Source organism: Vibrio sp. 1159, from assembly GCF_033340395.1.
In the GTDB taxonomy this organism is placed as follows: domain Bacteria; phylum Pseudomonadota; class Gammaproteobacteria; order Enterobacterales; family Vibrionaceae; genus Vibrio; species Vibrio alginolyticus.
In genome coordinates, this window is sequence record NZ_JAWOWL010000022.1 from 22,050 (window position 1) to 35,390 (window position 13,341).

Annotated in this window: 13 protein-coding genes; 9 read left to right on the forward strand and 4 right to left on the reverse strand. The window is 42.7% G+C overall.

The genetic code is table 11. The features are described 5' to 3' along the window. Nucleotides 1–15 precede the first annotated feature (15 nt). A complete protein-coding gene (gene gnd / locus R7127_RS16690) occupies nucleotides 16–1,464 on the forward strand; it encodes a decarboxylating NADP(+)-dependent phosphogluconate dehydrogenase (protein WP_005377160.1) in 1,449 nt (482 codons plus the stop codon). Nucleotides 1,465–1,690: 226 nt separating this feature from the next. After that, complete coding sequence (locus R7127_RS16695; RefSeq protein WP_033906174.1) at nucleotides 1,691–2,218, forward strand: hypothetical protein; 528 nt, start codon at nucleotides 1,691–1,693, stop codon at nucleotides 2,216–2,218. Between the two features lie 10 nt (nucleotides 2,219–2,228). Here the strand turns inward: R7127_RS16695 and R7127_RS16700 are convergent, their stop codons facing one another. Continuing rightward, nucleotides 2,229–2,432, reverse strand: coding sequence for a hypothetical protein (locus R7127_RS16700; protein ID WP_005377162.1), 204 nt, complete (start codon nucleotides 2,430–2,432; stop codon nucleotides 2,229–2,231). A 578-nt stretch (nucleotides 2,433–3,010) separates the two neighbouring features. On the opposite strand from R7127_RS16700, the gene R7127_RS16705 reads away from it, so the two are divergent. After that, nucleotides 3,011–3,148, forward strand: a complete 138-nt coding sequence (locus tag R7127_RS16705) for a hypothetical protein (RefSeq protein WP_005377165.1) — start codon at nucleotides 3,011–3,013, stop codon at nucleotides 3,146–3,148. A gap of 61 nt (nucleotides 3,149–3,209) precedes the next feature. Here R7127_RS16705 and R7127_RS16710 read toward each other — a convergent pair whose 3' ends face one another. After that, nucleotides 3,210–4,976 carry a sigma-54-dependent Fis family transcriptional regulator gene (locus R7127_RS16710; RefSeq protein WP_005377167.1) on the reverse strand — a complete coding sequence of 589 codons (1,767 nt, stop codon included), beginning with the start codon at nucleotides 4,974–4,976 and terminating at the stop codon, nucleotides 3,210–3,212. A gap of 239 nt (nucleotides 4,977–5,215) precedes the next feature. On the opposite strand from R7127_RS16710, the gene R7127_RS16715 reads away from it, so the two are divergent. Then, the gene (locus R7127_RS16715) at nucleotides 5,216–6,736 is read left to right on the forward strand and encodes an aldehyde dehydrogenase family protein (RefSeq protein ID WP_005377169.1); all 1,521 of its coding nucleotides are present in this window, start codon (nucleotides 5,216–5,218) and stop codon (nucleotides 6,734–6,736) included. A gap of 126 nt (nucleotides 6,737–6,862) precedes the next feature. On the opposite strand, the gene exsE2 is transcribed toward R7127_RS16715, so the two are convergent. Together exsE2 and exsC are read right to left on the reverse strand one after the other, a co-directional pair. Then, nucleotides 6,863–7,168 carry a T3SS regulon translocated regulator ExsE2 gene (exsE2, locus tag R7127_RS16720; protein ID WP_005387156.1) on the reverse strand — a complete coding sequence of 102 codons (306 nt, stop codon included), beginning with the start codon at nucleotides 7,166–7,168 and terminating at the stop codon, nucleotides 6,863–6,865. 8 nt (nucleotides 7,169–7,176) lie between these two features. Further along, nucleotides 7,177–7,623: a type III secretion system regulatory chaperone ExsC gene (gene exsC / locus R7127_RS16725; RefSeq protein ID WP_005377174.1), complete on the reverse strand. Its 447-nt coding sequence runs from the start codon at nucleotides 7,621–7,623 to the stop codon at nucleotides 7,177–7,179. A gap of 388 nt (nucleotides 7,624–8,011) precedes the next feature. On the opposite strand from exsC, the gene R7127_RS16730 reads away from it, so the two are divergent. The 5 genes from R7127_RS16730 to sctC all read left to right on the forward strand — a co-directional run bounded on the left by R7127_RS16730 (nucleotide 8,012) and on the right by sctC (nucleotide 13,336). After that, a complete protein-coding gene (locus R7127_RS16730) occupies nucleotides 8,012–8,425 on the forward strand; it encodes a YscW family type III secretion system pilotin (protein WP_064376721.1) in 414 nt (137 codons plus the stop codon). 609 nt (nucleotides 8,426–9,034) lie between these two features. Then, a complete protein-coding gene (locus R7127_RS16735) occupies nucleotides 9,035–9,895 on the forward strand; it encodes an AraC family transcriptional regulator (protein ID WP_005377191.1) in 861 nt (286 codons plus the stop codon). A gap of 148 nt (nucleotides 9,896–10,043) precedes the next feature. Beyond that, on the forward strand, nucleotides 10,044–11,024 hold the full coding sequence (locus R7127_RS16740; RefSeq protein ID WP_318148466.1) for a T3SS regulon anti-activator ExsD domain-containing protein: 981 nt from the start codon (nucleotides 10,044–10,046) through the stop codon (nucleotides 11,022–11,024). A 12-nt stretch (nucleotides 11,025–11,036) separates the two neighbouring features. Then, complete coding sequence (locus tag R7127_RS16745) at nucleotides 11,037–11,465, forward strand: YscB family type III secretion system chaperone (RefSeq protein ID WP_017821346.1); 429 nt, start codon at nucleotides 11,037–11,039, stop codon at nucleotides 11,463–11,465. Further along, complete coding sequence (sctC, locus tag R7127_RS16750; RefSeq protein WP_065274579.1) at nucleotides 11,462–13,336, forward strand: type III secretion system outer membrane ring subunit SctC; 1,875 nt, start codon at nucleotides 11,462–11,464, stop codon at nucleotides 13,334–13,336. Before R7127_RS16745 ends, sctC begins: the two co-directional genes overlap by 4 nt. Nucleotides 13,337–13,341 lie beyond the last annotated feature (5 nt).

The following is a 13,341-nucleotide window of genomic DNA, read 5'->3' on the forward strand; positions in this document are numbered from 1 at the left end:
AATTGGAGAGAAACAATGAAAGGTGATATCGGTGTAATTGGCCTAGCAGTAATGGGTCAAAACCTTATCCTAAACATGAACGATCACGGCTTTAAAGTGGTTGCTCACAACCGTACTGCTGCTAAAGTAGACGAGTTCCTGGAAGGTCCAGCAAAAGGCACGAACATCATCGGTGCATACTCTCTAGAAGAACTAGTAGAGAAGCTAGAAACGCCGCGTAAAGTAATGTTGATGGTTCGCGCTGGTGACGTTGTAGACAAGTTCATCGAAGCGCTAGTACCTCTGCTAGACAAAGGCGACATCATTATTGACGGTGGTAACACTAACTACCCAGATACAAACCGTCGTGTTGCTGCACTACGTGAAAAAGGTATCCACTTCATCGGTACTGGTGTATCTGGTGGTGAAGAAGGTGCGCGCTTCGGTCCATCTATCATGCCTGGCGGTGCTGCTGAAGCATGGGAAGCGGTTAAGCCTATCTTCCAAGGTATCGCTGCGAAAACTGACGCTGGTGAGCCATGTTGTGACTGGGTTGGTAACGACGGTGCTGGTCACTTCGTTAAGATGGTACACAACGGTATCGAATACGGTGACATGCAGCTTATCACAGAAGCTTACCAGTTCATGAAAGACGGTCTTGGTATGTCTGCAGACGAGATGCAAGCAGTATTCGCTGATTGGAACAAGACTGAGCTAGACAGCTACCTTGTTGAAATCACGGCTGACATTCTTGGCTACAAAGATGAAGACGGTGAGCCTCTCGTTGAAAAGATCCTAGACACAGCAGGCCAAAAAGGTACTGGTAAATGGACTGGTATCAACGCACTAGACCTAGGTATTCCACTAACGCTTATCTCTGAGTCTGTATTCTCTCGTTGTCTATCTGCACTGAAAGACCAACGTGTTGAAGCCGAGTCTCTATTCGGTAAGACAATCACTCCAGTTGAAGGCGACAAGCAAGAGTGGGTTGATGCACTACGTCAAGCGCTACTAGCTTCTAAGATCATCTCTTACGCTCAAGGCTTCATGCTAATGCGCGAAGCGTCTAACGAGAACGGTTGGGACCTAAACTACGGTAACGTAGCACTAATGTGGCGTGGTGGTTGTATCATCCGCTCTGCGTTTCTAGGCAACATCCGTGATGCGTACGAAGCGAACCCAGACATCGCTTTCCTTGGTTCTGATGAGTACTTCAAAAACATCCTACAAGGCAGCCTAGCAGCATGGCGTAAAGTAGCAGCGAAATCTCTAGAGTCTGGTATCCCAATGCCATGTACGATTTCTGCGCTATCTTTCCTAGACGGTTACACAACAGCTCGTCTACCAGCGAACCTGCTTCAAGCTCAACGTGACTACTTCGGTGCTCACACTTATGAGCGTATTGACCGTCCACGTGGTGAATTCTTCCACACTAACTGGACTGGTACAGGCGGCGACACAGCGTCTACAACTTACGACGTGTAATCGTTTTAAGTAAACCGACTAAATATAAAGATATAAAGGGATGCCCAAGTGGCATCCTTTTTTGTGTCTGTAAGATATTGGTAGATTTAAAAGTTACATTAAACGTTGATTCGTCACGCACTTCTCAGAAATGGGAGAGCATGCATTTGCTAGCAGTTTAATATTTCTCTTCGAAGAGTGAAGCTAAGCAGCTCTCTGTCTTCTCCTCAACTATAAGGTAATAGAAATGACACAACAGAAGCATCCATTTCACACAGCTTTCGTGTTGCTTATGTTCATATTACTGATTACTTACTCTATCTATCGCCTTTATCATCATTTCGTTTTCGAATCTCTACCGCTTCAGCTCAGTAGTGGTTTTCAAGTGCTCTACATTGATGCGTCATATGTTTTAAGTATCGCAAGCTTACTCTTATGCCCTACATTATTGGTCTATATTTTATTTGATCGAATGACTCAGTTAGTCAAAGTGCCGATTAAAGTGATAACTATAACAATTGTCTTGTCCCTTATCGTTGCTATTCCAGGTCAAATTTTTGAATTTGGGCGATTGAAATATATTGCAGAAAGTAATGGTTACTCAGCGTGTCCACCTTTCACAATTGCATCAAGCGGAATGTTTGTAGAAGCTATGGTAAAAGAAGAAAAATACTGTATAGAACCAGAAATTAATCGTATTGGTATGTATGGTTATTTTCACGAACTCGAACGGATTGATAACTATATCAAGTCACACGGAAATGACATCCAATAGAAAAGAGCGCCTAGGCGCTCTTTTCAGTGGTCGTTTTCTTGTTTTGATAAAACCTGTCTTTTAGGTAGAGAATTGCACTGACCACAAGAGCCACTAAAGAAACAGTAAATAGGGCGTACATGCTGAGAATCCATGCGAATGTGGCCGTCAAGAATGCAATGAAGGAAAACATCCTGCTGAAAGACATCACATGGCCAAGTTTGTTACTTTTCATAAACGCCTCCCGATGCTAAGTGGGGATAGACAATTGTGGTCATATGCCACACTTTTAATTATCTGCTCTTTTGGGGCGTTTCACACAAAAAAGTGGCTAAAGATTTCTCAAAAAAGGTGAAATATTGAACTGGTAGACAAATCGTTAAACTGAGTTGCACAGATATGACTTCGGTTGTCTATCACTTCAAAGTTTTTAACTACGCAGATTAAGGGCATGTAGCGTTATTATTATCGTATTCGAACTCTACGATACACAATTGCAAGTGAACCTACACTCGTAAGCTCATCCCTGTCGTCAGTTACAGTAAAAGTTTTTTTCTCTTTTTAACAATACCTTAGTAACTACGGGCAATTAAATCTGTTTTTCGATCGAAACTCAGATTGCATAAAAGGTGAAAAAGAGTGCTAGGTAAGCCTTTAAACTACGCCTATAATTAGCGCCCACATGGAGGATGTTTACTATATGAACATCCTTTATTTTTTGAAACCAGCAACAAGGATCCAGTAAAACATGTTTTTCTGGTTTTGTTTACGTTGACCAAGAAGGTAATTAACACAGCAAATTGAGGTTCTAAGATGACTCTTAACAAGTACTTTGTTTTCATTCCAGCAGAATTGGAACAGGAAATGCACAAGGACAATCAAGTGATCTCTGAGAAGGAAACTCAACGTCAGGCATTAGTAAAACAGGCACAACAACAAGGCGGCCTGTAAGCTAGGTTTCAAAGAGAAAGAGCACCGCAACGGTGCTCTTTTTGTATCTGAGGTCGTAGAATTAACTTAATATGCCAAGGCTTTTCAACTTTCTGTAAATGGTATTTCGGCTCACACCAAGCATACGAGACGTTTTGCTAATGTTCCCCTGGTTGGCTTGATATGTTTTGAGCAACTTATCTTCGACGGTTGCACGCAGTTCTGAAGTTGGTTCAGCGGATGCTGCTCCTTCTTGAGCTTGGCTGAGTTTCTTACTTAGGTGGGCTGGGACGTGTGTGAGTTCCAATATTTCTTCACCTTGCGCCATTAAGGCGGATACTTTGATTAAACTATCGAGTTCACGCAAATTTCCTGGCCATGAGTAAGACAGCATCAGAGAAAGTAGGTGAGGGCAAAGCTGTTGTTCAGATTCGGCGTGACGCCGATGAATGTTCTCAATCAGTTGTCGTTTGTCATCACGTTCCTCAAAGCGAGGTAGCTCAATGATCAAGCCATTAAGGCGATAATACAAATCTTGGCGGAACAATCCTTCGCTGACCAAATGTTCCAGATCTTTATGCGTGGCTGCAATGATTTGCGTATCGACTTGAATACTTTGGTTTGAACCCACGGGAAGCACGGTTTTATCTTGCAATACATGGAGCAAGCGGCTTTGAGCTTCCAAGGGTAAATCTGCGATTTCATCCAGAAACAAAATCCCTTTGTGTGCTTGGCGAATTTTCCCCTGATAGCCTTTGCTGTTTGCGCCAGTAAAGGCACCGGCTACGTAGCCAAATAATTCAGATTCAACCAGATCTTTTGGTAGCGCTCCGCAGTTAACGGAAACCAACGGTCCCGTTTTTCTCTGGCTGTTTTTATGAAGCGCTTTCACAAACTCGTTTTTGCCAACACCAGTCTCTCCGAGAATCAACAAACTGATGTCTTTATCGATGACGCGATTGGCTTGCTGCCAACAGTGCTCAACTGCGGAGTCGCCATAATGAAGATCATTGGACGCCGCTACAGCACGAGACTTGACCTTGCTATCTTTATCGGTAAGCGGTTTTGTTTTGAAAACGAAAGGGTGCTCATTTCCCCGAGTGGATAGAATGTCGTCTAAGGATTGCCCAATGATACTTTTTTGCGCAAAAAGTTGAGAGGCTACTTGATTGTGAGCCAAAACTTGTCCGTCTTCATTTGCAATGATAATTCCTTGCCAACCACTATTCAGTAAACCTTTTTCGCACGCTAAATCCACACGAATATGCCCTTGTGGAATCAAGTTAAGTAGTTGATTCTCCACTTGCTGGACCATGTTTTGTACTAGTACTTGCGTTGAGAAGTCATGTCTCTTTTGCTCGCTTGTAATATCTAATACGCCAATGAGGTTACCAAGATGATCGAAAATAGGATTAGCCGAACAGCTAATAAAACGATGGTGTTGGATAAAGTGCTGATCACCAATAACAGAAACGGGCTTTGCTTCAACCAAAGCTGTACCAATCGCGTTGGTGCCTTTGACCTTTTCTTGCCAGCATGCTCCAGAGCTTAGCGAGATTTCCGTTAACTTTTCACGAAATCTAGGCTGTCCCCAACTGCCGATGATGACACCATCTGAATCCGTCAAAATTAAGCGACTGTCGCTATGAGCAAATAGCTGATTAAACAAAGGGAGCGCAAATTGAGTGACTGCCTCCAGCAAAAAATTGAGTTGGTGACGCCTATCTTGGAGCGTCGCTGGCGTTACTCGAATATCTTCAGGGCGTCGACGCTGTTTTAAACCCGCTTGTTCACTTCTGACCCATGAAGTTGAAAGCCAATTGTTATCGCTAATATGTTGAAGTTCCATGACTGTACCATTTTGTCACAGTGAGGGTGTGCCATTTTGGAACACTTGAACATTGGTGTTCACACCATACATCCGCTCAAACATCGCTCACTTGGTTTGTTATCGCTTGGTAATCATAGTTTTACATTTAATTAACAACAAGCGTGGCGTAGTTGGCGTGTGACTTGCGTAATGCTCTTTGTGAACAGTGCGATACGACACTGCAATAACACATTGAACGAGAAACAAAAGGAAGAGTTATGATCTATGCACAGCCAGGTAGTGAAAATGCCATTGTTAACTTTAAATCGCATTACGATAACTTTATCGGTGGGGAATGGGTAAAACCAACGGGTGGTGAGTACTTTGACAATATCTCACCAATCAACGGACAAGCGTATTGTAAAGTTGCTCGCTCTGGCGAGGAAGATATTAATTTAGCACTGGATGCCGCGCACAACATCAGAGCAAAATGGGCCAAAACCAGCGTGACAGAACGTTCGAACATCTTGCTGAAAATTGCTGACCGTATTGAGCAGCATCTAGAAGAGCTTGCTGTTGCAGAAACTTGGGAAAACGGCAAACCAGTTCGCGAAACCTTGGCGGCAGATTTACCTTTAGTAGTGGATCACTTCCGTTACTTCGCTGGCTGTATTCGCGCACAAGAAGGCAGTGCGGCAGAACTGGATGAGCACACCGCAAGCTACCACTTCCCAGAACCGATTGGTGTGGTTGGTCAAATTATTCCGTGGAACTTCCCAATGTTGATGGCGGCTTGGAAACTAGCACCGGCACTAGCGGCGGGCTGCTGTGTGGTATTGAAGCCAGCAGAGCAAACCCCAACATCCATTCTGGTTCTGATGGAAAAAATCGGTGACCTTCTTCCTCCTGGTGTCATCAACGTTGTAAACGGATATGGTTCTGAAGCGGGTCAAGCATTAGCAACCAGCAACCGCATTGCGAAACTCGCTTTTACCGGGTCTACGCAAGTTGGCAACCACATTCTGAAATGTGCAGCAGACAACTTGATCCCATCGACAGTTGAGTTAGGTGGTAAATCTCCAAACATCTACTTCTCAGATATCTTCGATTACGAAGATGAGTATCTTGATAAGTGTATCGAAGGTACGTTACTTGGTTTCTTCAACCAAGGTGAAGTTTGTACTTGTCCATCTCGCGTACTGGTTCATGAAGCGATTTATGACAAGTTTGTAGAGAAACTGACGGAACGTGCACAGCTGATTAAACAAGGTAATCCGCTCGATACCGATACTCAAGTTGGTGCTCAGGCTTCTCAAGAACAGTTTGATAAGATTTTAAGTTACCTGGAAATCGGCCGTGAAGAAGGCGCAAAAGTGGTCTTTGGTGGGGGAGTGTCAGAACAGCCAGAGTCTATCAACCAGGGGTACTACATTCAGCCAACCATGTTGGAAGGCCACAACAAGATGCGAATCTTCCAAGAAGAAATCTTTGGCCCAGTGATCGCTATCACCAAATTCAAAGATGAGGCTGAAGCGTTGGAAATCGCAAACGACACTGAATATGGCTTAGGCGCAGGTGTTTGGACACGTGATGCGAACGTTGCATATCGTATGGGCCGTAATATTGAAGCTGGCCGGATCTGGATTAACTGTTACCACGCTTACCCTGCACACGCAGCGTTCGGTGGTTACAAAAAATCGGGTATCGGGCGCGAAACGCACAAGATGATGCTGGATCACTACCAGAACACGAAGAACTTGCTGATTAGCTACAGCATCGACCCGTTAGGCTTCTTCTAGTGAAACTAAGTAATTAATAAAGAAAAAGCAGTATGAATCAAAACCCCGAATCTTCGGGGTTTTTTATTAGCGTGAGCTTGTCGGCTGAAGGTTAACTTAGATGTTTAACCTGCTTATATTGTGATATCAGGAACGTTGAATTATCGCCACTTTTCGTTCCATAAGCTTTTCTACGGCGGCGTTTTGCTTGTCAATGTTGAGTTGCGGATCAAAGTCCAAAACGCGATTGCAAGATTCGAGACTGGCAAATTGATTTAAACATTCACCAAGCTCTCTTTTAGAGCTTGTTCGCATCAGACTGCTTTCTGATGAGGAGAGTAGGGTGACTTTACGGCCATGAAACGTTCCTTGCGGCACTGCATCACTTTGCTGCGCTTGTTGAGCGTCATGAACCGATGAATTGGTGTATGTGGATTGGATGTCATTGGACATAAAGACACCTAAACTCTCAAGTCTAAAGTTTGTGGCATCGGTGGTGCCTCATCAATGGTTACATGAGAAGACAATAACGCTTCCCACGACTCGCTGTGCGTCAGCAATTCTGCTAAAGCTGTTTCAAAATATTCGTAATCCAGTCGCCTAATGTTAATGAGTCGGTTTAAACATAGGACATGTCGGTGGTTATCTAAACTAAAAAATAACTGGTGCTCAGGCCAGTGATAATTAAAGGCCAAAAAAGAACGATAAAGATCGGAATTTACAATTTGAAGGCCAACAATCTCAGCTTCGAGCTGCAGAGTTGTCGATTCAGGATGAAAGATGATATGCACCCTTAGATTATCATCAAAGGCTAAGCTTACTTCATTTTCCGTTAGATGCAGTGCAGGCAAGCCTATTTGATGAGCAAACTTTAGCAAAATCTCATCGATAGTTTGGCGTGCTGACATAGGAATAGTCCCTTTTGAAATTTTATCAAGGAAAATATTAGATGTATCTCTTCATGTTTATCAATATTAGTCGGTTGTTATTATATTTTGGCTTTTAAATGTGTTGAGAGAAATAGAAAGGCAAAAGTAAATGTGTTCAGATGCATATCTCAATGGCAATGAGATATATGAATATCATTTTTCTCTAATAAACTTCAATTAAGGAAGGAATGAAAGTGAGCAGAAACTGCTTTTGAAATTACAGTCCATGTTAACTACGTGTTGTTAAAAAATGCGATTTATTGTCCGCTTGTAGTATAAATATAAGTTGATCTTTTATATTTTTACATAAAGAATTGTGTGAATTTCAAATGAGCTAGATTATATAAAATAAGTTTATGGGGTCATAATGAACAATTCTATATGGGCTGGTTTTATTGGGTTATTCATACTGAGTGGGTGCAGTCAGACTGTGTCCGTTAATGGGGGGGATGGCTTTGATACACAGAGTCAGGCATCAGTCTATGGTTGGGTTTCTGTCGACGGCTACTTTCCACCTTCGATTACTTCTCTTGAAGTGGAAATATGTAAAGTTATTGATAATCAATGTCTTAAATCGGTATCTCAGAGCTACCAAGGCGTTCAGTTGCCTGTGCAGTATTCGTTTTTAATTGCACCAATTCAAGCTGGTGAAGGAAAAATGAAGATTATTGGAAAGCTTTATTCAAACGGTGAGCTCGTTGCGGAAAAAGAAAAGAACTATTTATTTTTAGAGGGAAATAAACAAGAAAACTTGATTCTTGTTCCAAAAATAAACAGATAAAATTTTAAGCACTACATTTTTATTAGAATTTTCTAATTTATAAAAATAAAGACTATATCTTTCCTGTTGTGAAAGATTTGTTGTCTTTTATAAACATTAATTACATGACTTTGAAGTCATCGGGTCAGTTGTTTTTTAGACTCATACTTGTTGCAAAAACAGTATTTTTTATGATTATATCTCGCTCCTTGAACACGTTGGCTTGGCGTTTTAGGCTATAAAATATACATTTTTATGATTTTGGAAATTTAATTTTGTTCTCGAAACGGTGCCGAAATCTATTTAATTGTATTCTAATGTATAACAAAACAACCAAACTTAAATAACGAAATGATATTTAAGTTTTGGCTAATGATAAACGCTATCTGATAAAAATAATAAAGACGGACAGCAGAAATTTACTAAGTCAAACCTTTACCTTCAGGTAAAGGTAATGCTTGGGTTATTTGCTAATTATTCGGGGGGTATGGTAAGTGATAGAACTTCTATGCTCTTTTCTTTGCTTCTTTAATTCATACAGCAGTACTTAGAAATAACAACGATCAAAGTAGTGCTTTGAAAGTTTCTCAACATTTGCACTGAGAAACTCAAAATAATGAAGGGTAGAAAATGGATGTGTCAGGCCAACTAAACTCAGAAAGGGTCGACTCGAGTTCACGAAAAATTCGTAGTTTTTCCTGCTATGAAAAATCTGACGAAGTATTTCACTCAGACCAGTCTCACATTGTTGTCGTTCACAATGGTCAGCTTCGAGTTCAAACAGGTGATTGCACAATCGATGTTGCTGCAGAAAATGGGGTATTTCTATCTCAAGGGGATTACTTGTTAGAGTACTCTCCGCTAGATGGGGCATACAAAGCGTCGATTATTGCTTACGACAATGAACTCGTTAGTCAGTTGCTGCAAAAACACAGTGATCTCTTGATGATGCTGCCTAAGGTAGACAAAGTTTGTTCTGGTTTGTTTACTTTTGGTTTGAACATACTCGTTGAACAAGTGCTTTCTAGCATGCAGACGCTTGAGCAACAAGCGTACCCTGATGCCATTATGTGCCTAAAATACGAAGAACTACTCATTCTCTTGCTACACAGCAAAGGAGGAGAATCACTGTATGCGTTGCTGTCACAACAAACAAACCGTACGTCGGAACGGTTACGTCGATTTATGGAACAGCATTACTTAAAAGAATGGAAGTTGACAGACTACGCGCAGGAGTTTGGTGCCAGCTTAACCACTTTTAAAGAGCTTTTTAATGAGCACTATGGCATTTCTCCAAGAGCTTGGATCAGTGAGCGTCGACTACTGCATGCTCATAAACTGCTGTTGACGAGCAAGATGAGCATCGTAGATGTGGCGATGGAGGCAGGGTTTTCCAGTCAGTCTTACTTTACGCAGAGTTACCGTCGTCGTTTTGGAACGACCCCAAGCCGCGTACGTTCGGGAGACGATCAAGTGGCTATCGCGAAATGAAATGACTTGGGACTAAAATTTTCTGACTAATTTTGAAAGTCACTCACCAGTGTAAATTCTATTATGTATCGTGTAACAACGAACGATTAAAAATTATTACATCTCTTTCTTTCTGGATTGTTCGAAAGGGGTGCGGAGACGAACATAAATGAAAAAGCAGCATTGGCGACGCCGTTCGCTTTTTCCAGACAGCATATTGACACAGCGGAAAGTGACTGTTTTACAAAGAGGAGCTCGTTATGAAAGCGCCTCGAAACCTACGCAGGATCTCAATGTTGTGCACGTCAATCACCGACAATTGTTGAGTGAAGGCGTCATAAATTATGAGCAGTTATCTTTACTTCAACGCTTGTTGGATAGAAATGTCGTCGATAGCCTATGCGCTAGCCAGTTAGTTAAAACGTATCAAAAACTTGGTGCTTCGATAGACCGGTTTGCCATGCGTTTATTTTTGGAGATTGGATCGCAGCTCAGTGATAGCAGCACAATCACAACGTTCGAACAAAGGCTGGACTACATCAACTCTCGTCTGGGCTTTCGCTTTAATTTGGCTGTCCCAAAAACGTTGATGCTTTGTTTCCATTTATCACTCAACGAGTGGATTAACCGACAAGTCGATCAAAGTGCTCTTCATGCTTCGATTAAAGTTGAACAACTTATCAATCAACTCGATATTCAGAAGGAATATTGGTCGAAGCTATCAGGGGAAGACACCAGTGCCGTCTTTGTTCAACAGCAACTCGATCTTATTAAGAGCCAGCAGCATCAACTTAAAAAGCAACTTGGGACGTTAAGCGAACAACAGTTGCAAGTGATTGAATGTCATCGTTTGTTAATTGAGAAGTGGCAACCGTCTTTAGACGAGCTGAAAGGGTTCGCGGAGTACACCTCTACAACCGAACAATTTATTTCTGAGTGGAAAAATTGGTGTTCGGAAGTGCGACTTGAGGCCCCCGAGCTGAACGAAGTTTGGGATGCATGCGATGTGGTTTACAACGACCAAAATGCGGTTGCGAAAGTATGGCAATGGTTCAAGAACATGCAAACTGTTGGTGATATCGATCACTACTATTTTGATACTCAAAGTGGTCAGTGCGGCCAGGCTTGCAATCACCTCAGCCAGATCTAAATAGGGCGTTAAATGTTAGATAAGATGATGAAATCTTTAGCGGAAGCGCTAAAGGTAGGGGATTTTATTGCCTCAGAAAATGGTTCTTACAACATCGAGGTTGACCAGTTATCACTGACCATCAAGCAACATGCGTCATGGATTTTATGGGAAGCGACGTTACCCTTCCAGTTTAAAGAGCATCTAGATTATCAACAAGAACAAGCGTTACAACGTTGCATGCAGCTCTCATTAAAAACCATTCGTGAGGATGGCGGCGTACTGACAACCAATGATGATCAGCAATTGATTTTGCAAAGTAAAGTAAGGGTTGAGGACTGTTCGGTGGAACGGTTCTCTGCTTTGCTTTCTAAGCACGTCAATCTATGCGAACGTTACATTGCATTACTGGAACAAGCACGCGTGAACCACACAATCAACCATACAGTGTGGTTACCATGATGCTAAAAATCTTTCCCAACATTAGGCGTGCTGCAACAAAGGCATTGTTATGCGCAGTGAGTGTTGTTCCTTTGGGATACGCGCAAGCAACAGACTTACACTGGCCCGAACAACCGTTCCGCTACTATGCAGATAACGACTCATTAAAAGAGTTGTTGAATAACTTCGGTGCAAATTATCGTGTCTCGGTTTCTGTTAGTGACAAAGTCAACGATCGAGTGAATGGGCGTTTTACCCCTGAAGATCCGGCGGAATTCCTCGATTACTTATCGCAAGTGTACAACTTGATGTGGTATTTCGATGGTGCCGTCTTACATGTCTATAAGGCGACAGAAACTCGCTCACGTTTACTTCAATTGGAATTACTTACGGCTAGAGAGCTACGCAGTACGTTAATTTCCACCGGCGTTTGGGATTCTCGTTATGGTTGGAGAGCTGCTGAGAGCAAAGGGTTAGTCTATCTTGCGGGTCCTCCACGTTATGTCGACTTAGTGGTACAAACGGCGGAGGCATTGGAAACGCGCTTGCTGCAGAAATCGAATTCAACCGACGAGTTATTCGTTGAGATAATTCCTTTGAAGTACGCTTCTGCAACGGATAGAGAAATTGCATATCGAGATCAGACAATTACGGTCCCTGGCATCGCATCGGTGTTAAAACGGGTCGTGTCTGGTGTTCAAACTCAAGTGACGAGTGCGTCTAGCAAAGAAGTTACCAGTTCAGATAAGCCTGTAAAAAGTAATAAAACCGCCTCAGTTCATGGTGGCGCAACAGTTGAAGCAGAGCCGGGCCTTAATGCGATTATCGTTCGTGATACTCAAGCACGATTACCGCTCTATCGTAAACTGGTCGCGCAATTAGACCAGCCGCAATCAAGAATTGAAGTCGCGCTATCGATTGTCGATATCAGTGCCAACGATTTAAGTCAGTTAGGCGTGGATTGGCGAGCAGGAGTGTCTGTCGGAAACAACCGCATTGTCGATATCAAAACAACAGGTGATGTGAATTCGGGGGATGTGACGCTCGGCAGTGGACAGAACTTTAAGTCCTTGCTTGATTCAACCAACCTAAATTACTTGCTGGCTCAAATTCGTTTATTGGAATCCAAAGGCAGTGCTCAAGTGGTTTCAAGACCAACATTGTTAACTCAGGAAAATGTCGAAGCGGTACTGAACAACAGCAGCACGTTTTACGTCAAGCTGGTTGGTAAAGAAACCGCAGCGCTGGAAGAGGTCACGTATGGCACGTTACTGAGAATTGTCCCACGTATCGTTGGTGATAGATTTGCTGCACGACCTGAAATTAACCTGAGCCTTCATCTCGAAGACGGTGCAAAGATCGCTGATGGTGGCGTCGATGATCTTCCTTCCGTTCGTAAAACTGAAATCAGCACCTTAGCGACGGTTAAACAAGGGCAAAGCTTACTTATCGGTGGTGTGTACCGAGATGAAGTGAGCCATCAGTTACGTAAAGTGCCATTGCTAGGAGACATCCCATATTTAGGCGCGCTGTTTAGAAGTAATACCAATACTAAGCGCCGCACAGTACGAATGTTTATTTTAGAACCTCGAATTGTTGTGGATGGTATTGGCGATAGTGTGTTGATTGGCAACGAATATGACTTGCGACCAAGTATCGGCAAGCTTAACAACATCTCCAACAATAGCGCTGAATTTAAATCGGTAGTGGAAGTATATAGCTGCACATCGAGGGTTCAAGCCGAGCGCTATCAACAAGACTTATTGTCACAGCAAAAGTCGTCTCAATTAACGCAGTGCCGATTACCAACAGGGCAAAAGGGTTGGCGGGTGAAAGTATTGGAATGTGATGACTCACAAAGTGAGTGTGTGCGCCCTTCAGAGGAGTCTTAACCGCG